The 22,830-nt window shown below is 53.1% G+C and carries 16 protein-coding genes and 1 tRNA gene; 9 read left to right on the plus strand and 8 right to left on the minus strand.

What is annotated here, in order from left to right; genetic code table 11:
* Positions 1-31: 31 nt before the first annotated feature.
* Both cysE and LG290_RS02830 read right to left on the minus strand, forming a co-directional pair.
* Positions 32-871 (minus strand): serine O-acetyltransferase, encoded by an 840-nt coding sequence (cysE, locus tag LG290_RS02825; protein ID WP_499836164.1) that lies wholly within the window; start codon positions 869-871, stop codon positions 32-34.
* 62 nt (positions 872-933) lie between these two features.
* Positions 934-1,710 carry an RNA methyltransferase gene (locus LG290_RS02830; protein ID WP_499836165.1) on the minus strand — a complete coding sequence of 259 codons (777 nt, stop codon included), beginning with the start codon at positions 1,708-1,710 and terminating at the stop codon, positions 934-936.
* Positions 1,711-1,980: 270 nt separating this feature from the next.
* Between LG290_RS02830 and LG290_RS02835 the strand changes: the two genes are divergently transcribed.
* Entirely contained in the window at positions 1,981-2,775 is a 795-nt protein-coding gene (locus LG290_RS02835) for an inositol monophosphatase family protein (protein WP_499836166.1), read from the plus strand.
* A 103-nt stretch (positions 2,776-2,878) separates the two neighbouring features.
* On the opposite strand, the gene secF is transcribed toward LG290_RS02835, so the two are convergent.
* The 5 genes from secF to queA all read right to left on the minus strand — a co-directional run bounded on the left by secF (position 2,879) and on the right by queA (position 8,438).
* Entirely contained in the window at positions 2,879-3,805 is a 927-nt protein-coding gene (gene secF / locus LG290_RS02840) for a protein translocase subunit SecF (protein ID WP_499836167.1), read from the minus strand.
* Between the two features lie 9 nt (positions 3,806-3,814).
* Positions 3,815-5,656 carry a protein translocase subunit SecD gene (gene secD, locus LG290_RS02845; RefSeq protein ID WP_499836168.1) on the minus strand — a complete coding sequence of 614 codons (1,842 nt, stop codon included), beginning with the start codon at positions 5,654-5,656 and terminating at the stop codon, positions 3,815-3,817.
* Positions 5,657-5,791: 135 nt separating this feature from the next.
* A complete protein-coding gene (yajC, locus tag LG290_RS02850) occupies positions 5,792-6,118 on the minus strand; it encodes a preprotein translocase subunit YajC (protein ID WP_160417455.1) in 327 nt (108 codons plus the stop codon).
* Positions 6,119-6,174: 56 nt separating this feature from the next.
* Positions 6,175-7,293: a tRNA guanosine(34) transglycosylase Tgt gene (tgt, locus tag LG290_RS02855; protein WP_499837009.1), complete on the minus strand. Its 1,119-nt coding sequence runs from the start codon at positions 7,291-7,293 to the stop codon at positions 6,175-6,177.
* A gap of 110 nt (positions 7,294-7,403) precedes the next feature.
* The gene (queA, locus tag LG290_RS02860) at positions 7,404-8,438 is read right to left on the minus strand and encodes a tRNA preQ1(34) S-adenosylmethionine ribosyltransferase-isomerase QueA (protein WP_499836169.1); all 1,035 of its coding nucleotides are present in this window, start codon (positions 8,436-8,438) and stop codon (positions 7,404-7,406) included.
* 112 nt (positions 8,439-8,550) lie between these two features.
* On the opposite strand from queA, the gene LG290_RS02865 reads away from it, so the two are divergent.
* The 3 genes from LG290_RS02865 (at position 8,551) to LG290_RS02875 (ending at position 10,575) form a co-directional block, all read left to right on the plus strand.
* Positions 8,551-8,637, plus strand: a tRNA-Leu gene (locus tag LG290_RS02865).
* Between the two features lie 99 nt (positions 8,638-8,736).
* Positions 8,737-10,287 carry a DUF6538 domain-containing protein gene (locus tag LG290_RS02870; protein ID WP_499836170.1) on the plus strand — a complete coding sequence of 517 codons (1,551 nt, stop codon included), beginning with the start codon at positions 8,737-8,739 and terminating at the stop codon, positions 10,285-10,287.
* Positions 10,288-10,428: 141 nt separating this feature from the next.
* Positions 10,429-10,575, plus strand: a complete 147-nt coding sequence (locus LG290_RS02875; RefSeq protein WP_499836171.1) for a hypothetical protein — start codon at positions 10,429-10,431, stop codon at positions 10,573-10,575.
* A gap of 2,586 nt (positions 10,576-13,161) precedes the next feature.
* Here the strand turns inward: LG290_RS02875 and LG290_RS02880 are convergent.
* Entirely contained in the window at positions 13,162-14,772 is a 1,611-nt protein-coding gene (locus LG290_RS02880; protein ID WP_499836172.1) for a hypothetical protein, read from the minus strand.
* Positions 14,773-15,909: 1,137 nt separating this feature from the next.
* Here LG290_RS02880 and LG290_RS02885 point away from each other — a divergent pair.
* The 5 genes from LG290_RS02885 (at position 15,910) to LG290_RS02905 (ending at position 22,829) form a co-directional block, all read left to right on the plus strand.
* Positions 15,910-16,374, plus strand: a complete 465-nt coding sequence (locus LG290_RS02885) for a hypothetical protein (protein WP_499836173.1) — start codon at positions 15,910-15,912, stop codon at positions 16,372-16,374.
* 231 nt (positions 16,375-16,605) lie between these two features.
* Positions 16,606-16,782 carry a helix-turn-helix domain-containing protein gene (locus LG290_RS02890; protein WP_499837010.1) on the plus strand — a complete coding sequence of 59 codons (177 nt, stop codon included), beginning with the start codon at positions 16,606-16,608 and terminating at the stop codon, positions 16,780-16,782.
* 1 nt (position 16,783) lies between these two features.
* Entirely contained in the window at positions 16,784-20,023 is a 3,240-nt protein-coding gene (locus LG290_RS02895) for a helicase-related protein (protein WP_499836174.1), read from the plus strand.
* A complete protein-coding gene (locus LG290_RS02900; RefSeq protein WP_499836175.1) occupies positions 20,020-20,838 on the plus strand; it encodes a DUF4391 domain-containing protein in 819 nt (272 codons plus the stop codon). Before LG290_RS02895 ends, LG290_RS02900 begins: the two co-directional genes overlap by 4 nt.
* Before the next feature lie 41 nt (positions 20,839-20,879).
* Complete coding sequence (locus LG290_RS02905; RefSeq protein ID WP_499836176.1) at positions 20,880-22,829, plus strand: site-specific DNA-methyltransferase; 1,950 nt, start codon at positions 20,880-20,882, stop codon at positions 22,827-22,829.
* Position 22,830 lies beyond the last annotated feature (1 nt).

Here is a 22,830-nt window from a genome sequence, read left to right on the forward strand (position 1 = left end):
TAGCCATTATGGGAAAGCCTGAGTGCTAAGGTCAACCATTGTGCTGTTCATCCTGTGATCGAAAGCGGCCGGTGCCAGAACTGCCGGTGGGTTTTTCATCGAGTATCTCGGCGAAATCCTCATCGCGCAATTCCGGCAGGCTACCGTCACGGTAGCTGGCATCGAGCTTGCGCAAGGTAGTGCATATATGCTCGATACGCTCATCCACGGCATGCATATGGTCGAGCATGGCCTGCATCGAGCGGGCCATGGGATCGGGCATGTCCTGGCTGACGCCGTAGGCGTCAAAGCCGAATTTCTGGCACATGGCTTCGCGGCGTGCCGGGTCGACGTCAAGCGCTTCCTCCGCGTCCGGCTCCAGGCGCTTGACGATCTTGCCGGGGATGCCGACCACCGTGGCGCCGGGGGGTACTTCCTTGGTGACCACGGCATTCGAGCCTATCTTGGCTCCGGCCCCTACAATGAAAGGGCCGAGTATCTTGGCGCCGGCGCCGACGATCACGCCATCCTCCAGGGTGGGATGACGCTTGCCCTTGTTCCAGCTGGTACCCCCCAACGTGACGCCCTGATACAGCGTAACATCGTTACCCACTTGAGCGGTTTCACCGATCACGACACCCATGCCGTGGTCGATGAAAAAGCGTCGCCCTATCGTGGCACCAGGGTGAATTTCGATGCCGGTCAACCAGCGGGAAAACGTCGAAAGCGTACGCGACAGCCATTTCAGGTTCTTGCCCCACAACCAGTGGTTCAAACGGTGCAGCAGCAAGGCATGCAGGCCGGGGTAATTGGTCAGCACTTCAAAAAAATTGCGTGCGGCGGGGTCGCGGTCGAACACGCTATTGATGTCTTCACGAAGAAGTTGAAACATGCGGCGTTCCTTGAGGGAGTGGAGCCGTGCCTTTCATATAGTGAGGGCGTAAGCAGTGGGCTTCAAGGGTGTTCCGAAGGCGGCATCTCGGCTGACTTGGCGGTTTTTTCTGTAGCGGAAAGTATCCCGCGCAAGATGTTGAGTTCCATGCGTTCCGGCCGGGCGCGCAGGTACAAACGACGCAACCGGGCCATCAGTTGGCGCGGTTGGGCGGGATCATGAAACTCGATGGCGATCAGGGTGCGCTCCAGGTGAGCAAAAAAGTGCTCCAGTTCGGCATGGGTCGCCAAGGCTTGCGCCACGGAGTCTTCCGCCTTTTGCGGCTGTGGCGCATTTTCAAGCTGGTCAAGCCAAGTCATGCGACATTCGTAAGCCAGCACCTGTACCGCCGCCGCCAGGTTGAGCGAGCTGAAATCAGCATTGGTCGGGATGTGCACATGGGCATGGCAGCGCTGGAGTTCGGCATTGGTCAGGCCGCTGTCCTCGCGGCCGAACACCAAGGCGATTCGTGCCTGGGGGTCGCGACATTCCTCGGGTAGCCGTTGGCCCAGTTCACGAGGTGAAATCATCGGCCAGGGCAGGGTGCGCGAACGCGCGCTGGCGCCCACCACCAGGGTGCAATCGTTTACCGCCGCCTCCAGAGTGGGGTGGCTTAGCGAGCGGTGCAGAAGGTGGTCGGCACCGGACGCGCGGGAAATGCTGTCCTGGGTGATCACCTCACAGCGCGGTGCGACCAGGGCAAGGTCGGCAAGCCCCATATTGTGCATGGCACGGGCGACGCCGCCGATATTGCCGGGATGGCTGGTGCCGATAAGGACGATGCGAATGCGCTCAAGCATGAAGAAAAACTCAAAAGTCGAAAATACGGGCAAGGAAATACGGTCAAGATAGATAAGCCGCACCGAAGCGGAGCCTGTCTGAGTACAAACGTCGAGTTTAGCACGGCTGCGTGGCGTGCCGGAGGGGGATCTGCTAGGATTGCGCGCCAACAAGATACGCAATGTGCTTGCCGCTGTCTGCTGCTCTTTATTTGGTTGTCTTCAACAACCGTTTTTTAGCGTTTGTTTTTCAATACCCGTTCTTTAACATATTCGTAAAAAGGCTTGATCATGCATCCGATGGTCCAATTCACACTGCGTGCTGCGCGCAGTGCCTCCGAACAGTTCTTGCGTGTGCGTGAACGCATCGAAAACGCTCATGATGAGTTCAACCTCGACCGCCTGTTGGAAGAGACCGCCCACAAGGCGGAAGCCACCATTGTGCAACAGCTGGAACGCGGCTATCCCCAGCACGGGCTCATGGGGCGCTTTACGCCTCACAAGCCAGGTGAGGGGGAAAGCGAGGAGATTCTCTGGAAAATCGAGCCGATACACGGCTATTCCAATCTTGCGGTAGCGGGCAAGGGATTTGCGATCTCGGTAGTCTGCCTGGTCAAGGGCCGCCCGGAACATGGCGTCGTGGTCTGTCCTTTCAGCGATGACGAATACATCACCAGCCGTGGCCGGGGTGCTCAGCATAACGACAAGCGTATCCGGGTAAGCAAGCCTACCGCGGTCGAAGCCACTCGAATGGCGATGAGCTTGCCTGAACTCTTTCTACGTAGTCGTCATCTGCCGGCCTACCTCACTCTGACCCAGCAGCTTGGACCTCAGGTGAATACCCTGCTGGCCAGCGGCAGTGGCTTGTTGGATATCTGTGAACTGGCCAGCGGCCGAGTCGATAGTGCTTTCGTGTTGGGGTTGGAAGAACAGGATATGCATGTGGGTAGCCTGATGCTCAAGGAAGCCGGGGCCTTGATGGGAACGCCGGACGGCCGACCCTCGGTCACGGTCGAAGGCCAGTTGATGGCCGCCGGGCCGCGTCTCTACAAGGCCTTGGTCAAGCAACTGACACCGCACTTCTGAGTCGGATTTTGCGTTTCTGATCAATGAAAAAGCCCCCTGTCGGTTACCGACAGGGGGCTTTTTGCGTTGCGGCCGAGTCAGCGCCGCTTGAGTAACGCGGTCTTCAAGGCAGTTCTTCCTCGGCGTCTTCGTCTTCTTTCTTCGCCGGGATCAAGTCTTCGCGCTTGAGCTTGAGCGGTAGGAGCAGCGCACCGGAGATATAGATCGACGAAAAGGTGCCTACCACTACACCGATGATAAGCGCGATGGAGAAGTGATAGATCATGTCGCCGCCCAGCACCAGCAATGCCAGCAATACCAGCAGGGTGGTGCCGGATGTCGCCAGGGTGCGTGCCAGGGTGGCGTTGATCGCTTCATTGAAAATGGCCGGCATGTCATTCAGCAGAGACTTGCGAATGGTTTCGCGTATCCGGTCATACACCACGATGGTGTCATTCAATGAATAGCCGATCACTGCCAATAGGGCGGCCAGTACGGTGAGATCGAAATCAAGCCGAAACAGCGAAAAGACACCCAGCACGATAATCACATCGTGTAGCAGCGCCAACAGCGCACCGATGGCGAATTTGTACTGGAAGCGCAGCGCGACATAGAGCATTACCACGCCTAGGGCGACAAGCATGCCCAGCCCACTCTGGTCGCGTAGCTGGTCACCGACCTGGGCGCCGACAAACTCGGCCCGGATCAGCTCCACCGTCGCTCCATCGTCACGTAACAGATTGACGACTTCGGTGCCGACTTCCGGGTCGAAGGCTTGCTGCAAACGAATCAACACCTCGGTAGAGGCGCCGAAGGTTTGCACCGAGACATCCTGAAAGCCGGCGTTTTCGAGCAGCTGGCGGATGGCGTCGAGTGACGGCGCGACCGCGAAGCGGACTTCCACCAAGGTTCCGCCAGTGAAGTCCAGCCCCAGGCTCAATTGCTGAAAGAGAATAGACAATATCGAGACGCTGAGCAGTATCGCCGAGACGATAAACGCCAGGCGGCGTTTGCCCATGAAGTCGAGTTGTCGATGTGTTATGGGTTTCATTACCACCTCTTAAATCCAGAGCTTCTTCACCGGCTTGGTGCCGTAAAGCAAGTTGACCATGGCGCGGGTGACCAGCAGGGCGGTGAACATCGACGAGATAATGCCCAGCGAGAGGGTTACCGCGAAGCCCTTGACCGGCCCGGTGCCGATCGAAAATAGAATCACCGCCACCAGCAGCGTGGTGATGTTGGCATCCAGAATCGAGGTGAAGGCACGCTCGTAACCGGCATGAATGGCCTGTTGTATCGAGAGGCCGTTACGTAGTTCCTCGCGTATCCGTTCAAATATCAAGACATTGGCATCCACCGCCATGCCCAGGGTCAATACGATACCCGCAATCCCCGGAAGCGTGAGTGTGGCACCCAGCATCGACATGGCCGCCACCAGCAGCGTCAGGTTCAGCGCCAGTGCGACATTGGCGATTATCCCGAATACCTTGTAGCGAATCAGCATGAAGGCGACCACCAGCAACAGGCCGACGATCACCGACATCACGCCGCGCTCGATGTTTTCCTGCCCAAGGCTCGGGCCGATGGTGCGTTCCTGGACAAAGTAAATCGGCGCGGCCAATGAGCCGGAACGCAGCAATAGCGCCAGTTCCCCCGCTTCGGTGGGGGAGTCCAGCCCGGTGATACGGAAACTGTTGCCCAGCGCACTTTGGATGGTGGCCAGGCTGATCAGTCCGCGTTCCACGTAGGGGTCACGCACCACGGTTTCTTCACCATCTTCCATGACCACCCGGTCTTCGGTCTTGTGCTCGATGAACAGCACCGCCATGTTGCGCCCGATATTGGTGCGAGTGGCGCGATTCATCAGGGTGCCGCCGGTGCCGTCCAGGTTGATATTGACCTGGGGGCGACCATTTTCATCGAAGCTATGACTGGCGCTGGAGACGCTGTCCCCGGTGATGATCACATCGCGCATCAGCTCAGCGGTGCGCGAAGGCTCATTGCGAAAGCTGAAGGTTTCGGTTTCGGTGCTGGGTGTGTCCGGGCGGGCTTCCAGACGGAATTCCAGGTTGGCCGTGGCGCCGACGATGCGCTTGGCGGCGACGGTATCCTGCACACCGGGAAGTTCCACCACGATGCGATCCGGTCCTTGACGCTGTACCAGCGGTTCGGATACGCCCAGCTCATTCACTCGGTTACGCAGAGTGGTCAAGTTCTGGTTGATGGCGTAATCCTGGATTTCGTTGATGGATTGCTCCGTCAACGTCATTGCCAGACTGGCGCTACGGTCCTCACCGGGACTTTCATAGTCGAAGTCGGGAAATTCCTGGCTGATCAAGCGCCGCGCGGCATCGCGATCTTCACTGCTGGCAAAGTCGAACGATAGGCGACGCTCGTCGATTTCAGTGTTGCGGTAGCGTATACGTTCGCTGCGTAGCATTTCACGCATGGCACTGGCGTTAACTTCCAGGCGCTGGGTGAGGGCGGCTTCCATATCCACTTCGAGCAAGAAGTGCACGCCGCCGCGTAGGTCGAGCCCCAGGGTCATTGGTGAGGCGGACAGTGCCTGGAGCCAGCCCGGCGTGGCTTCGGCGAGGTTAAGCGCCACCGTGGCATCTTGTTCCAGCATATCGCTGAGGATGTCGCGCGCTTTAAGCTGATCGTCGGGATGTTTCAGGCGGATTAGCCATTGGCCGTTTTGCTCTTCGAAAGCCTTGATCTGGATATCGGCATCGGACAGTGCATTTTCGATCTGCGTGATACGGCGTACATCCAGCGCGAGATCGCTGCTGACTTGTACCGCAGGATCTTCGGGGTACAGATTGGGAAGCGAGTAGATCAGCCCGGTCACCAGAATGACCAGAATCAGCAGATACTTCCACAGGGGGTAACGGTTGAGCATGCAAGCCCTGCCTTCAATAACGGACGGAACGTTGCACGTCACTTATGCGACGTGCAACGGAAGGTCACCATCTTTCAGACCATTTCCACCCCTGCCGGGGTGGCTGGCACTAGGTTCGGCAGGGGGAAGAGGTGCTTAGATGGACTTGATGGTGCCTTTGGGCAATACGGCGGCCACGGCATTCTTCTGCACGTTGACTTCGGTACCCTCGGCGATTTCCAGCGTAATGAACTCATCGCCCACCTTGGTGACACGACCCACAAGGCCGCCGCCGATAACGATTTCATCGCCTTTGGCCAAACCGCTGATCAGCTGCTTGTGTTGCTTGGCCCGCTTGGCCTGAGGGCGCCACAGCAGGAAGTAGAAGATCGCCACGAAACCGACCAGCATGACAATTTGCGCAATGCCGCCGCCGCCGGGGGCATCCTGGGCAAGGGCTGGGGAAATGAAGAAATCCAGCATTGAAACGAGCTCCTGATTGAGGGAATGAAATGATGCGATAAAGTGAGTGGCTGTGGTCAATTCGGGGCGGGGGGCACAGGCATGCCGCGCCGAGCGTAGAAGCCTTCCACGAAGTTCGTCAATGTACCCGCTTCGATAGCCGCGCGCAAATCAGCCATGACGCGTTGATAGTAGCGCAAATTGTGAACGGTATTGAGCATCGAACCGAGCATTTCGTTGCAGCGGTCCAGATGATGGAGGTAGGCACGGGAAAAATGCTGGCAGGTATGGCAGTCGCATCCCTCTTCAAGCGGTCGGATATCAAAGCGATGCTTGGCGTTGCGAATCTTGACGGTGCCTTCGGCGGTGAACAAATGACCATTGCGGGCGTTGCGTGTCGGCATGACGCAATCGAACATGTCGATACCACGCCGCACACCTTCTACCAGGTCTTCAGGCTTGCCCACGCCCATCAGGTAGCGCGGCATTTCGTCGGGCATCCAGTCGGGCAAATAGTCGAGCACCTTGATCATCTCTTCCTTGGGCTCGCCCACGGAAAGCCCGCCAATCGCCAGGCCGTCAAAGCCAATATCGAGAAGGCCTTTCAGCGAACGTTCACGTAACTCAGGATGCATGCCGCCTTGAATGATGCCGAACAATGCGGAAGGCGAGTTCCCATGTGCTTCGTAGGAGCGCTTGGCCCAGCGTAGTGAAAGCTCCATCGACTTTTCCGCTTCATCGAATGTCGCCGGATAGGGCGTGCATTCGTCGAAGATCATCACCACGTCCGAGCCCAGGGAGCGCTGTACGGCCATCGACTCTTCCGGCCCCATGAATACCTTGGCACCATCCACCGGAGAACGGAAGTGCACGCCTTGTTCGGTAATCTTGCGGGTTTCTCCCAGAGAAAAGACCTGAAAACCACCGGAATCGGTCAGAATCGGTTTGTCCCACTGGGCGAAGTCATGCAAGTCGCCGTGGGCTTCGATGACCTCGGTGCCGGGCCGCAACCAGAGGTGAAAGGTGTTGCCGAGAATGATCTCCGCGCCAATCTCTTTCACTGAGTCAGGCGTCATGCCCTTGACGGTACCGTAAGTGCCAACCGGCATGAATGCCGGGGTTTCTACGGTGCCGCGCGGAAAGTGCAGGCGGCCGCGACGCGCCCGGCCATCGTCGGCCAGGCGCTCGAAGCGCATAAAACAATCATTTCGCATGGGGGTCTCTTGCCCTCTGGGTCTAAAAGGGTCGTTAAAAGAAAATTGTTAAAAAGGATCGTGAAAATCTGGGAAAAGCGCTTGGAAAGTGCTCAACGGCGGCTAAGAAACATGGCGTCGCCATAACTGAAGAAGGCGTAGCGCTTGGCGACGGCTTCCCGGTAAGCGGCCATCATGCTGTCGTAACCGCTAAAGGCGGCGACCAGCATCAATAAGGTGGATTCAGGCAGGTGAAAGTTGGTGATCAGAGCATCCACGCAGCGCCATTCATAACCCGGATAAATGAAAATATCGGTATCGCCACTATAAGGCGCTATGTTCCCATCCGGGCTCTTCAGGCAGGCACTTTCCAGGCAACGCACGCTGGTGGTGCCCACGGCAACCACGCGTTTGCCACCCGCCTGGGCCGCTCTGACCTGGCGGCAAGCTTCCTCGTTCACCTCAATCCATTCGCTGTGCATGTGATGCTGGGTAATATCATCGGCGCGCACCGGCTGGAAGGTGCCGGCCCCCACATGCAGTGTGACGTAAGCGCTTTCGATGCCTTTTTTTTTCAACGCATCGAGCAGCGGTTGATCGAAATGCAGCCCTGCGGTGGGAGCGGCCACGGCGCCATCGCGTCGCGCATAGACGGTCTGGTATCGCTCGCGGTCGCTGAGCTCATCCTCGCGGGTAATATAAGGCGGCAACGGCATGTGGCCGTGGCGCTCCAGCAGGTCGATCAATGGCGTCTCGCCCAAAAAGCGCAGCTCGAACAGAGCGTCTTGGCGGCCCTCCACGATGGCATGGATATCGCCTTCGAAAATCAGCTCGGTCCCCGGCTTTGGCGACTTGCTCGAACGGATATGCGCAAGCCCTCGATGCGCATCCAGCGGGCGTTCAAGCAACATTTCCACCTTGCCGCCACTGGCCTTGTGGCCGTGCAGGCGCGCGGGGATCACGCGGGTGTCGTTGAACACCAGCAAGTCGCCCGGCGCCAGCAGTTCCAGTAGGTCGGGAAAGCGCCGATGGGCCAGCTCGCCTGAAGGGCCGTCCACACACAAAAGGCGGCAGTCACTGCGACTCTCAGAGGGATAGCGGGCAATCAGCTCCTCGGGAAGCGGGTAATCGAAATCGGCACGCTGCATGGAAAAAGGGACTCTTGGAATGAATCGGGCGGCATAGGATAGCGATTAACCTCGCCAAAGTCAGCATTTGTGATTGACCTCTCCGGCTGCCTACGTATAATACGCAACCGTTGCCGGTGTGGCGGAATTGGTAGACGCAGCGGATTCAAAATCCGCCGCTGGAAACAGTGTGTCGGTTCGAGTCCGACCACCGGCACCAACAAACTCATGAAGCCCATAACCATGGGATTCAAAAGGGTTACGGACTAGATCAGACCCTGAGGTGTGACACTTTGGTGATCCACTCTCGAGATCTGACATGCCCTACGGAACCTATCTGACGCGCAGCCGTCACCGCACGAACTGGTATGCCCGAATTGTCATTCCCCATGACCTCCGCCATGCCTATCATCAAAGACGTGAAATCCGTAAGACACTCGATACTCCTTGCAAGATAACTGCTCGTCGCCGTGCCATGCTGCTGTGGCTGGCTTATCAGCAGGTATTCGAGTCACTCCGAAACGGTCAGGTTGAGAGTAGCGTCACCCCTGAGTGGAATGCCTTGGCCTCACTGGCTTCCACGCTACCGACTGACATCGCCCCTCAAGCCCGCCTTGCTTATCAGATACTGCATATCATCCCGTTGATCGCTATCAATCAGAGTGGCGAGAAGTGTGCTTGCTATAAGGTTAGGATCAACGCGGTAACCGGAGAGTTTGGATTCGACCAGCCTTCGCAGGCTGCCCTGGAAGGAGCGGAGGGGTTTCTCAAGCCCTGGTGGCGGGGAAAGCCTAAGGTTGAGCAGGGCAGGGCATCAGAGAGCTTACAGACTGTTCTGGCACAGGTGTCCCCACCCGATAAGGTGTCTCCGTGTATGAGTGTGCTGTTTGAACAGTTCGCTGCGGAGCGTCTCGCAGAAGCCCGTGAGAAGACCATAGAGACGATGAGGCAGCATCTTCATGTCTTCATCGAACTGATGGGAGACCTTCCTACCGACAAGCTGACGAAGTCAGTCGTGCGGGCATTCATCAGGCTGCTCAAGACTTATCCTGCCCACCGTAACCACGGCCGCTGGAAGACGATGACGCTGGCTGAGATCCGTGCCGTGGGTAAGCAGTCAATCGGCGATACGACCCAGCACAACATCATCGGTAACCTGCATACATTTGCGGGCTGGTTGGTAGAGGTCGATGAGCTCGAAAGCAATCCATTCAAGATCAAACTGAGAAAGAAGCCAAAGGTTCCTGATCCAGATCGGACGTGGACGGAGGAAGAGCTGTCTCGATGGTTTCATTCGGACTTGCTGCACAGGCACCGAGGAAGCAATAAGTATGCCTGGAAGTACTGGTTGCCACTCATTGCCATCTACTCGGGGGCGAGGCTGGAAGAACTGGCTGCTCTCTCTCCTGAAGATTTCTTTGAATACTCGGGAGTGCAGGCGTTCAAGATTCATGCTGAGGACGGCAGGTTCGTCAAGAATGCTTCCTCTTGGCGAGTGGTACCGGTTCACTCACAGCTGCTCAGGATGGGTCTTTTGGAATACGTGGCAAGCCGGAAGGGCAATGAACGGCTCTTCACCATTGAACCCTACAAGGGACAGTATGGGAAGCGTGCCTCGAAGGCGTTCGGCTATCTGAGGGAGAAACTCGAGATCAGCCCTGACTTTCATGGCTACCGACATACCATGATAGAGGCACTGAAGATGAAGGGCGTTCCTCTGACACATGTTGAGTGGTTGGTGGGCCATACAGGGGCTTCTATGTCAGACCACTACGGCAGTGCCACCGATAAGCGCAAGTGGCTGCCGGTACTGCAGGAGGTGGTGGAACTGCTGGACTGGTCCCATGTGATGCCAAGAGATGGGTACTGACATGCTGAAATCTGCTACCGGAGGTGGTTTCATCGGATAAGACACAACCTGACTCACAGAAGAGACAACTGGACTCATGACCCAATGTGAGGGGCCATGCGACGTACCGAAAAGGCAAGGGTAACCAGGAGCCACCCACCGATGAGTAGACAGACCAAACTTACTTACCTACCCGTGATCCTTCTTCTACTGCAGCGAGAGGAGCTGCGCCTCGAGGAGAGCATTCCGCCACTGCTGCGTTATGAGCTGGATCTCGATCAGCTGCGTGGGCTGCGTGATAGGTGGTAGGCGACCTGGCTCATTTCCTTGGCTTGAGATGAGGTATCTGATGGATGGCTATGACTTGCCACGACATGAGCTTTGCCCTGATGGAGCAGGCTGGAGGCTGGTCTATGATACCGCTCGTCCAGTAGAACAATGCCAGGTGATTGATCTGGCACTGGCCAGAAGACGAAGAAACCAGTGATAACTCCTCTATCTCTGCCGTTACCGGAGCCGGGAGTATGTCCGTGAGTCGTGGGATAGGAAGGGGATACCGTCCTCCGGGCGGTCAATGGGCAAACCAGGAAGTAAAAGACGTTTCTTACTACTATAGGTATTTTTCAGAAACTGCTCTGGAATGCGGGTTACAGCCCGAAGAGTGTTTCACAATCTCCAGCTTTTGAAACACTTCGAGACCAGGGAAACCAACCATCCTCCTTCCCTGGATTGCCCTCGTCTACCCAGGCCCTGTTGCAATACTGCACCGATCCAGTGGTTCAGTCCCCCCAGTAGCGCTGTACTACAACAAAGCATCCATCGCAGTACCCGGCCATTTGGATGAGGAGGATCGTCCTGTTGGCCTTGCTAAGCGTTACAGGCATGGCTTCCCACAGGAGGAAACCTATCCCCTGGTTCAGCACGGAACCCACCTGTGGAGCCTGTGAGGCCGTCTCGTCCGTGAGACAGCAGGCTTGGCTGAGAGAGGTAGGAACCCTGAGGGAAGCCAGGCAAACCCAAGCCATTACGCTCAAGGGTAACGCGATGGGTGGAGCTCGCTGGTTACCCCCTGGTACGGAGAAGGCGCCTGAGAGCCGCGGCTTGGCTGCATGGTGGTAGATCCGCAAGGGACTCAGGTGGCTGGCAATGGAGTGTGAGGGTGTAACGGGGCTGACGTCGAAGGGTGACATTGGTTTTGTCCTGATAGGGTTGATGGAATGGGAGCCCAATGAGCAAGGCCCTGGTGGTGTGTGTTTGAGGGTGACGATGCCGGGATCCTTCCCGTGGGTGGTTGAGCCCTTCCTGGGGAATCTGCCAGCAATCAAGCTGGGCTTTCATCCGGTACGTCCATGGCTCTATCACGTCCTATGCGGGCCGATGGGCCAAGGCAATACCAGAGTGGCGCTCCGGTCCTTGAACAGGCGTATGAAGCCAATTGAAGGCTCTCGGTGCCCTTTGCTGCTTGGCTTACTCAAGGGTGGCAGTTCCTTCCAGCAGGGGGTCAAAATGAGACCCCTAGTCTCACCAGCTATGAGACTCACTGGTTCCCCTTGGAGGCATGACCACAAGGTATTGGATTGCTTGTGTAGTGGGGCAAGAAGAGTAAGGGGTTCCCCTCCAGGTGATCGAAGGGAATGCAAGCCATGATGCGAAGCCAATCAAATCAATCACAGCAAGCAGCTAACCCAGGGCAGTGACATAGCTGAAGAGGGTTACCGATGCATCGTGGTAGAGAAGCAGTGTCGTGGTGAGGTGGCTCAAGAGAGAGATCCTGTAGTAAGGAATGGGATAGTGGTTCATGACGTCAGTTTTGTGAGAAGGGTTAAAGGAATAGCCGATGTTGGCTGCCGTAGAAGTAGGGTTCCTGTTTCTGGATGGTTTGGTCAGTTCACCTCCTTGCGTTGCATTTGGATGGGTTGGGCACGTGGTCGGTGACGTCGCGGGTTAACGCTGTGCTGTGCTACGGATGTTGCGGTTGAGGTATGCATGGGTCGAGTGCTCTCGTTTCAGGTAGTGGAGTAATGGATGAAGCCAATAACCCTATGGTTGAGTCATTCATTGTGTCGGTAGTGGATCATGGCATGGTGGTCTGACTGGCTTGAGGTAGTGGGGGAATGGTTCATTGGTTACGTCATTCATCAAGTCAGTCATGCGGTGCTTCATTGGTTCATGAATGCTGTGATTGCTGAATGTCCTAATCCAGTAATGCAATCAAGACTTCATGGGAGTCAGTAGACACCTCCCTGTCATTCAAGACGTGATGGTACTTGCGGACACTGTGACGCCGATGGAGCGTAGTGAAGTGCAGTGGATACGGGAGATGAGTGGGACATCAGCTCAAAATGTCTGGTGCTCCTTCGAGATTCCTTTATAGCTTTTCAATTAAGGGCACGGAGTGCCCCTGTGATCACTCATGTCTTGATCAAGAGAAGGACACTGGTTCAGCGTCTGGATTGGCAAGAGCAAACCAGGAAGGGAAGCGCTAAGGAAACTGTCTGCGTGTGTGTTGTGTGGTGTTCCCTTCGGGGAGCCACCACTATGGGGGTGCGCTTGGATTTTCTGGGCCGGCTAGGTGGGGGGGGGGGTACCTTTTGAATGAAGCCAGGCAGTCCTATGTACTGCCCTCGTAGGCAGATGAGGTATCTCGAGAAAACCTGAAACCAATAGAAGAAGAGTGGCCATAGGTAACCCCGTTAATGGGGCAATTGGTGGGATGATTGCGCATGGATAGGATATCGGCTGTGTACCCCCCCGTTGGGCTCAGGGGAGACCACTTAGTATATCGTAGAGAACTTCTATAGAAGTCTGGGAGAAGTTCTCCAACCCTTGAACCATGCGGGATTGGAGAACGTACTGGAGCGGAAGGGAATGGGTGAACTATCGGCTAGGTATCGGTCAGGCTGCTTTGCGTTTAGGTTGTAGTAAACCAGACTTCTCTAGCTCATCTCGGAATTCTTCCTTGTACCGTTTGTAAGTTGACATTGAGATGCCTGCCTTCTTGATAAGGACTTGCAGCTTTTCTTTCTTCTTCGCCTTTTCCGACAAGATGTGTGTGACGATCATTCGACGATTTTCTTCTGCTATTTTCTGGCTATCTTCGTACTGAGTAATGTAGGAAAATTGAGTGTCGATGGTGACGCACCCTGGCTCGAACCAATTGGCGATATAAGTTGCGTAATGCATGTCGGGGACAACGAAAACATGCTCCTTAGTCGGGTCATGATGTTCGTTACGAATACTTGTGCGTGCCACGCACTGATAGGCAGCCTCATGACATCGCTCTACGATAACTGAGTCGATTAGGTCTTCCCCATTCAGGCCATGGTCTTTGGCAAACATGAGGAGCGCCTTGATGTCGAAAGGCGTCGGATTACTGGAGGCAAGGTAGACGGCATGATCAAGGTGTCGATAAGAATTCATTCCGTGTACAGCGATCGTGGTGCTCACTATTCCTCTCTGTTCCAAGCTTTCGATCAGCTTGTCTTTGGAGTTCAGAGTGATGAGGAAGTCTCTGTTTCCCAGCACTGTTTCAGAAAACTCCTGAGCCAATATTCTCACCGATAGTATTGATGGTTCTGGCTTCCCATCTCGTATCAGGCATTCATTGGCTGGCTTCATTCTCAATGTGGTAGACCATTTTCCATTCTTGAGGAATGGAATAATTCGCACCTTATTCTTGTGCTTCATCTGAAGGTTTGCGGTGTCGTTGATCGGCTTGCGAACGATCTTGAGGTTGAGATGCTTTTCAGCGACGTACCCAAAGAGGGTTTCTTTAAGCTGAGCGCTGAGGATGGCCAGGAAGTCTACATTGTCGGCCAGCTCTTTTAACCTGTGGTAGTGAATGGCCTGATACAAACGGTAGAGAGGTCCGTCCATTTTTGTGGTTGTTGTGTACACGACCTCGTAATCCGCAAGCAGAAACTCCAGCAAGTCAGCCACATTTTCTGTTGTAACGTTGTCCCTACCCTTTCTCAGGTTGTCGATGTATCGACGTATGTCATCCCGATCAGCTTGCGGATCAATTCGAGTTTTCATGTAGCCGGTGTGACTGGAGGCTTCGTTAACGAGGTACTTCTCCCAAGGATAATCTTGGTCTTTGGCTTCGTGCCGTACAACGAGGCAACCGGCGAGTTCCTGCGGTACTTCATCCACAACGACTCTTGTCTTGCCTAGTAGGCTTGGGGCAATAGTGGCAAGCGTACTATGCGAGATGAAAATGACGCCTTGAAAATTGGTGATAAGACGTTCCGTGAGTCCCTGAATGACGGTTCCTTTGCTGGTTTCTGAATCGATCCTTTCGACAGGTATCGCATGCTGGGGAAACAGTTTGGCAGTACTTACAAACATTTCGTAGTTCTGCCGACTCAGGTCGTTGGTTTTGGACGCGAACAGGTAGGTCTCTCGGACAGGGTACTTGTTCAGAATGTTGTCTACGAGTTCCTTGATCGTTTCGCGGCTCTTTCCTCCACCGCAACGACTACTAACGTGCAGAATCTCTCTGGTCATTTAATGAACCCTTTTTAATTTAATTTAGGTTCATTGTTTCAGGTTCCTCACCTGCGTGCTGAGTTTTTTACATGCCTTGAATTTAAATTTGGAGTATATGAAAAAAGGGGTCACCCCCCTTAAAAGACCTTTAAGGGGGGTGACCCCTTTTTTATCTTCGGTCTTGGGAGCAGAGGTAGGTTGCTCTTTCCCCCTCACACCTCCTTCGCCAGCCGTGCCGGAACTAACGCAGCAGATACTCCCCCGCTTCGCTGCGCTCGCGGGGGCTTCTACTGCTGGTTCCTTACGGCTGACTCGGAGCCTGACGTCATCTGGGTTCCTGGGGTACCCTCGAGGGGCCCGAAGGGCGCCTTGGGGGTGGGGTTTGGGTTTGGGGTGGGGTTTGGGGTTGGCAGTTTCCGTTGCTATCCCTGGGGCCAACGAGCCTGCTAGCGTGAGCGTAGCGCAGCGCAGCGCAGCGAAGCGAGCGCGACGCCAGGCGAGGCTGGTCTCGGGGATGGCAGCGTAATGAATAAAGAAGAATATAGGTAAGCTTACTTTCTGGGCTTGGAGGTTAAGCCAGCAAAGGATCTCTTTCGCCTAGATGGAAAGCCAGTACCTGGCCCTACCGATACCGGGCCTTTATCCCTGATTGCATCAATGAGTGTGGTGGGGGCCAACCTGATCTGCTGCCTGTGATGTTATTGGTTTCGATGGTTTCCGGAGAGGTCGGTACACCCTCGGTATCTCGAGGTGAATTGGGAACTGAGTGGTGGGGATTGGCTTGGTGTGTTTGGTTTCTGGTTTGGCTGGGTAGTGAGACGTTATAGAACCAAGCTTGCAGAAGGGGCGGGGCTGCATGCTCTGGTGAACCGCTGGCCTGGGGTCTGGAATGAGGTTGAGCAGAAAAGATCTTCTTGACTGGTTTGTGGTTTGAGAATGACGAGGTGTTGTTCGACAAGTTCTCTGGCCATCCGTAGCAATTGAATTCCTTGAAAACTATGGGGTATTGCGGGCTAGGAGGTGACCTCAGGTCAAAGACTTCCGATGATATTCAGCTTAAAGACGTTGCTACTCTTCAAATCAAGGAAGCAATGCCAGATTCCCCTTTACATGAGTCATTGCAGGCGCAGTTAGAGTCCGCGGAGCGAGCGATCAATGTCATCGAAAACAGTTGAACCAAGAAAAATCAGCAAGGCGGAGCTGAAGTTCCGGGAAGCCTTTGAGCGTCTAAAGGCGGGCAAACCTGACATCCTGCCAAAGGGAACACCCCTGAGTCAGAACAATGTCGCCAAAGAAGCCGGTAAAGAAGCCGGTGTAGACCCTTCTGCCCTTCGTCGAGCCCGCTTTCCAGAGCTGGTTGCAGATATTCAGGCCTGGATTGAAGCCCATAAGGATGAAGCTCCCCATAAATCCCCAAGACAGATGATGCTTGCCCAAAGGTCAAGAAACCGTGATCTGAAGGAGAAGGTTGAAGCTCTTGAGGATCAGCGTGACAAAGCGCTCGGCCAATTACTGGGCGCCCAATCACAGATACTTGACCTCGCGCTGGAAAACCAGCGCCTCCGAGTGCATCTGCCGGAGAGCAATGTTAGGTACCTCTCCGATTCGCCAAAAAAATAACGAATGACCTCCTGTCTAAGGCCCTGCTGTAATGGAGTTATGCTCAATTATACTAATGGCCAACGGTGCGGACATTGGTAATTACCACTCCCATCATCCACCTAGCCTCTCACGCATCAGAAGACTGACATTTAGTAGCTTTGTTGTCCCTGGATAGACACCCTTGTACTATTCTGACATATTGATAAAATCCTGCACCAACTCAGGGCTATAAACATGGCTGAACAAATAATGACCGTTAGGGATGTTGCGTCGTACCTAAAGCTCAACGAACGCACTGTCTATCGCATGGCAATATCGGCGAAGATTCCTGCTTTCAAAGTAGGCACATCCTGGAGATTCAAACGTGAAGACATTGAGAGATGGATAGAAGAACAAAAAATAACAAGCAGTAATAGGGACATTTGAGGTGCTACTAGATAACAAAGCCAGCGGTCACGTTGGAAGCGAGCTAAAAAACCACTTTTTCGATGGAGCCAAGCTGTCCGTTCTGTCTAGCCTGTTCACCCTTTACGGTTTTGCCAGCCTCAAGCAAGAACTCAAGCAACTACAGTCAGCAAGGTTCCTGCTAACCGGATGGGAAGTGCTGTCCCTACAGCCCCTCATCGGCTCTGAAAGTGAGGTGCGATTACTGAACCAGCTGCAACAAAAGCAGATCGCTGCCGAATTCTCGCAATGGCTGGCGAACAAGGCTAACGTCAAAGCCAGCGTGATCCGTCAGCCTGGTCAAAACATTATCCACCTTGATTCAGGTGACCAAAGCTTCGCTGTTCACGGCAGTGCCACATTCTCTCCGACGGGGCTAGGCGAAGTACGTTCAGAGACCTTGCAGATGAATATGGGGCTTTCAGATCGGGAAAGCACCCAGCAGCTCTTGTCTTGGTTTGATAGCGTCTGGGCTGATGCTCAAAGTGTCGGAGATATCAAAAAAGAGCTAATCGCAAAGCTCGACTACATCGCAGCCGATCAACCGGCCAGCCTTATCTATTTCCTGACGTTGTTTCATCTCTTCAAGAACTTTCTCGGAGACATCGACGAAGAAAATATCATTCGCAGCAAAACCGGATTCAAAGACACTCTGGTATGGAACAAGCTGTATAAGTTTCAGAAAGATGGAGTTCTTGGTTCGATTGATAAGCTTGAAAAACACAACGGCTGCATCATCGCCGACAGTGTGGGCTTGGGTAAGACCTTTGAAGCCTTGGCGGTGATCAAATATTACGAGCTACGCAACGACCGTGTTCTAGTCCTGTGCCCTAAAAAGCTCCGTGATAACTGGACCATGTACACCATCAACGACAAGCGTAACCTGCTTGCCGCCGACCGATTCAATTACGATGTGCTCAACCACACGGATCTCACCCGTCCGAAAGGCTACTCCGGCGAAATCAATCTGGAGACACTGAACTGGGCAAATTACGATCTCGTAGTTATCGACGAGTCCCATAATTTTCGCAATTCCCCCAGCAAAGCTGAGGGCAAAAGTCGTTACGAACGACTAATGAACGACATCATCCGTTCCGGTGTGAAAACCAAAGTCTTGATGCTATCGGCAACGCCGGTGAACAACCGCTTGAATGATTTGAAAAATCAGGTCGCGTTCATCACCGAAGGGCGAGAAGATGCGTTCGTGGACGAAGGGATCAAGAACATTGAGTCCACACTGCGTCATGCACAAAAGCAGTTTAATCAGTGGGTAAAAGAGCCCGCTGAAAATCGCACGACCGCGACACTGCTCGACACCATGAACTTCGATTATTTCAAGCTTCTGGATGTTGTCACTATTGCGCGCTCACGCAAGCATGTTGAAAAATACTACGGCACGGCTGATATCGGCCGCTTTCCCACACGACTACCGCCCAAGAATATTTATGCTGATATTGATGCCACAGGTGAGTTTCCAGCGCTGAAAGAGGTGAACAAAACCATACGGCGTTTATCTTTGGCGGGATACTCGCCCCTCAAGTTTGTTCGTGAAGCCAAAAAAACTGAATACGCACGTCGCTATGACCAGGCAGTCGGTGGCGGCAAGGGGGTATTCAAGCAGGTAGACCGCGAAGAAAGCCTGATTCACCTCATGCGGGTGAACCTGCTAAAACGTATGGAAAGCTCCATACACTCCTTCACACTGACAGCTTCCAAGCTGGCACAGCAAGTGGACCGCCTGCTGGCAAAAATAGATGCCCACGAATCCGATGAGGTCGATGAACTAAGCATTGAGGACATTCACGATTTCGAGCTGGAATCCACCGAGTTGGAAGCCTTCATGGTGGGGAATAAAACCAAGGTGCTGCTGCAGGACATGGATCTGATCCGCTTCCGCCAGGAACTGGAAGCCGATCGAGTATTCTTGACCAGCATTGCCGAAACAGCTCAACGTGTAACCGCTCAACGTGATGCCAAGCTTGCACTGCTTAAACAAGCGATTGCGAACAAATTTGAGAACCCGCTCAATCCCGGTAACAGAAAGGTCGTTGTCTTTACCGCCTTTGCCGACACCGCACAGTACCTCTACGCCAACTTGGCCCAGTGGGCGCAGAACGAGCTGGGTATTCACAGCGCACTGGTGACCGGCGGTGGAACCAACAAAACCACCATTACCGGGTTGGGCTCTGATCTGAACAACATTCTCACCGCTTTTTCTCCCATCTCAAAAGAGCGGCAGAAGGTCGACCCAACCGCTACAACCGAGCTCGATTTGCTCATAGCGACCGACTGTATCAGTGAGGGGCAGAACCTTCAGGATTGTGACACCCTCATCAACTACGACATCCACTGGAACCCGGTGCGTATCATTCAGCGTTTTGGTCGAATCGACCGCCTGGGTAGCAAGAACACGCAGATTCAATTGATCAACTTCTGGCCCAACATGGAACTGGATGAATACATCAACCTGGAGGCAAGGGTTTCAGGACGTATGGTGTTACTGGATATCTCCGCGACCGGTGAAGAGAACGTCATCGATGAAAGCGCCAAAGAGATGAACGATCTTGAATACCGGCGTAAACAGCTCCAGCAGCTTAAAGATGCCGTGGTGGATCTTGAGGATATGAGCGGCGGCGTCTCCATCACCGATCTCACGCTCAATGACTTCCGTATGGACCTATCCGGCTATATGAACGATAAAGCCAATCTGGCCATGCTGGAGCAGTCACCGCTCGGTCTGTACTCAGCCGTTACCATTGATGCGGATTTGGCAGCCGATGGCATTAAACCGGGCGTCATCTTCTGTCTCAAGAATATTCGCTCAGGCAAAGAGGCTGTTCAGGTCGATGAAAACTACGCCCTGGCGCCATACTTTCTGGTGTACGTGGCAGACGCTGAGGCCCAAGGCAGCACCGCTGTAGAGCTCAATTTTACCCAAAGCAAGAAGATACTCGACCTGCTTAAACGGCAAGCATTTACGCACACCACGCTGGACCTGTCTGCCATCGAGTCACTGAACGCCCGTACTCGCAAGGGGCGAGATATGACCCACTACCAACACCTACTCGCAGTTGCTGTAGACAGCATCGCAGGCAAAAGTGAAGAAAAAGGCATCGAGAGCCTCTTCAGCAAAGGCGGCACGGTGCTGACCGCGACGTCCAGCCAAGGTATTGAGGATTTCGTGGTTGTGTCTTATCTGGTGCTGACCGGAGGTTCCGAATGAAAGACTTGAACCTTGGGCTACCTCAGTTTGAAACCTTTCTCGATGCTCTGGGCGTGCCGGATAGCTGCCTGCTGAACAAACCGCTCTATAAGAAGATGTTCCAGGAGCATGCTGCACTCGACGCCAGAGACAAAAAGGCGCTCAAAGACGATGTGGAAAAGGTTCGCTGGCTCTACACCCTTAAACCCAGCACCATCAACATCGCGCCTTACCGTGACGAACTGCGGGACTTTGGCGAACTGGCAGTTTTGCATATCGAACTCAAAGTGACCAAGCAAGCCGAGCGCATCGGCCACTTTATCAATGGTGCTATTCCCTATCCGCTGATTATCCTCTTTACCCATCCCATTGACGGAGAAGGCTCAGACAATAACGACGAGCTGGCCCTTTGCCTAGCCGATAAACGCATAAACAAGGCCGATAAAGAGAAATGGGTGATAGAGGACCTACAATTATCCCCTTGGATTCCGTTGCAACAGCCATCGGCCGACGAACCCACTGAGGCGAACCAGAACTTTTTGAAGAGCCTCAATATTTCAGGACTGCCATCAGCTAATTTTTGGGAGCTCTATCAGGCCCTGAGTAGTCGGCTGATCGCACGCAAATGTGCCGAGGTCACGGGTACTTATCGCCTGATAAACAACGTCGACGCGAGCCAGCAGCATGAATACCTGCGCCAATACCAGCAAACAGAGTTGGCTATTAAAAAACTACGAGCCCAGATCAAAAAGGCCGAATTTAGTCAACAGGTCACATTAAACACTCAGATCAAACAGCAGGAGCTAAGGCTTAAGCAACTAGCCGAGCACCTGTAAAAGAATTCTCACTGGACACCAAGAGTTTAAGAGGACGCATTGTGAGCAAAGTCATCCCGGAAATGGATAGCAAAACCCTGGATATCGTCGCCGAAAACGTAAACAAACTAAAAGAGCTTTTCCCCGAGGCCTTTACCGAGGGCAAAGTAGACTTTGACGCGTTAAAAGAAGTGTTGGGTGAATACGTGGATGGCCGGGACGAGCGCTACAGCTTCACCTGGAATGGTAAAAGCAAGGCGCGCATGCTGGCGCAAACGCCCAGCACTGGCACGCTGCGCCCCTGTAAAGAGGAGTCAGCTGACTGGAATACTACCCAAAACCTGTTTATCGAGGGTGATAACCTTGAGGTGCTCAAGCTCCTGCAGAAGAGCTATCACAAAAAAATAAAAATTATTTATATAGACCCACCATACAATACGGGTAATGATTTTATTTATAAAGATAATTTCAAAGATAATATAAATAATTACAAAGAAATCACTGGTCAAATAGACAGTGAGGGCAGAAATTTTTCGAATAACCCGGAAACCAGCGGGCGTTATCATACCGATTGGTTGAACATGATGTATCCGCGCTTGAAGTTAGCGAGAAATCTGTTGTCCGATGCAGGGGTTATATTCATATCAATCGACGACAATGAAGTATCAAACCTTCGAAAAGTTTGTGATGAGATTTATGGTGAAGAAAACTTTGTTGGCTTGATTGCCTTGGAAAACAATCCCAAAGGACGAAAAAACTCAAGGTTTGTTTCGGTTTGTAGTGAATCCCTAATGATTTTTGCCAAGGATAAGGCTAATGTAGACGCTGGATTTGTTGAAAATATACCAAAAGATCCTGATTCAATTCACACCGATCAGAATGGTAAAAGTTACACACCTGGTAAGAGAGTTATAGTCGGTGAAAGTACCAATCCAATAGTTTCTGAGAAAGTCTCAAGGAAACACTACTCAGTCTATTGGCATCCTGAATCCCATGACTTGGTGCTTGAGTCGGAAGACAATATTGAAGATAAAAATATATGCTTGATATCAAGTGGATACAAGAGATATATTTCTTTTCGTGATGGTTTTTTTATTCAAAACACATACACTTTAGAAGAATTTAGAAGGCTTCATGAATCTAATTCTCTTATCTATAAAGATAAAAATATATACGAAAAAGACTTTAATTTTAATGTTAGAGTAAAGTCTTTGATTGTCAATGACAACAAAAAAGGAATTGATGTAAAAACAGAAACGGCAAAGAAAGCGATTGATAAAGATTTGCGGGATTTGTTTGATAACCCTAAAAATATTGGATTACTAAAGCTGCTTTTAACGCTGCCGAAGTTTCAAAAAGGTGACATCGTCCTCGATTTCTTCGCAGGTTCAGCCACTACGGCCCATGCAGTCATGCAGCTAAACACTGAAGACTATGGGAATCGAAAATTCATCATGGTTCAGCTTCCCGAAGTCATTGATGAAAAATCCGAAGCCTTCAAGGCTGGCTACAAAACCATCGCTGGAATCAGCAAAGAACGAATTAAGCGCGCTGCTGCAAAGCTCAAAGAACAAAATACAAAATACCAAGGCGACCTTGGCTTCAAAGTATTTAAGCTCGACTCGACCAATATCAAGCCTTGGGAACTGAATTTCGAATTTACCGAACAGGACCTAGAACATCAAATTTCCAATATCAAGCCCGGCCGCGAACAAGAGGATGTTCTTTATGAAGTACTGCTCAAGTACGGTCTGGACCTGACGCTACCGATCACCGAACACTGTATTGCCGGGCATAAGGTTTTTGATATCGGTAAGGGTGCTCTAATGATCTGTCTGTCAGACGATATTTCTCTGGAGGTAGTAGAGGGAATCGCCAAGCTGAAAGATGAGCTGGCTCCGGAAATTATGCGTGTGGTCTTCAAGGACGCTGGTTTTGCAGACGATGTGGTGAAAACCAATGCGGTGCAGATTCTAAAACAGGCTGGCATCCAAGATGTAAGGAGCCTGTAAG

Source organism: Halomonas sediminis, assembly GCF_044871105.1.
Taxonomy (GTDB): Bacteria; Pseudomonadota; Gammaproteobacteria; order Pseudomonadales; family Halomonadaceae; genus Vreelandella; species Vreelandella zhuhanensis.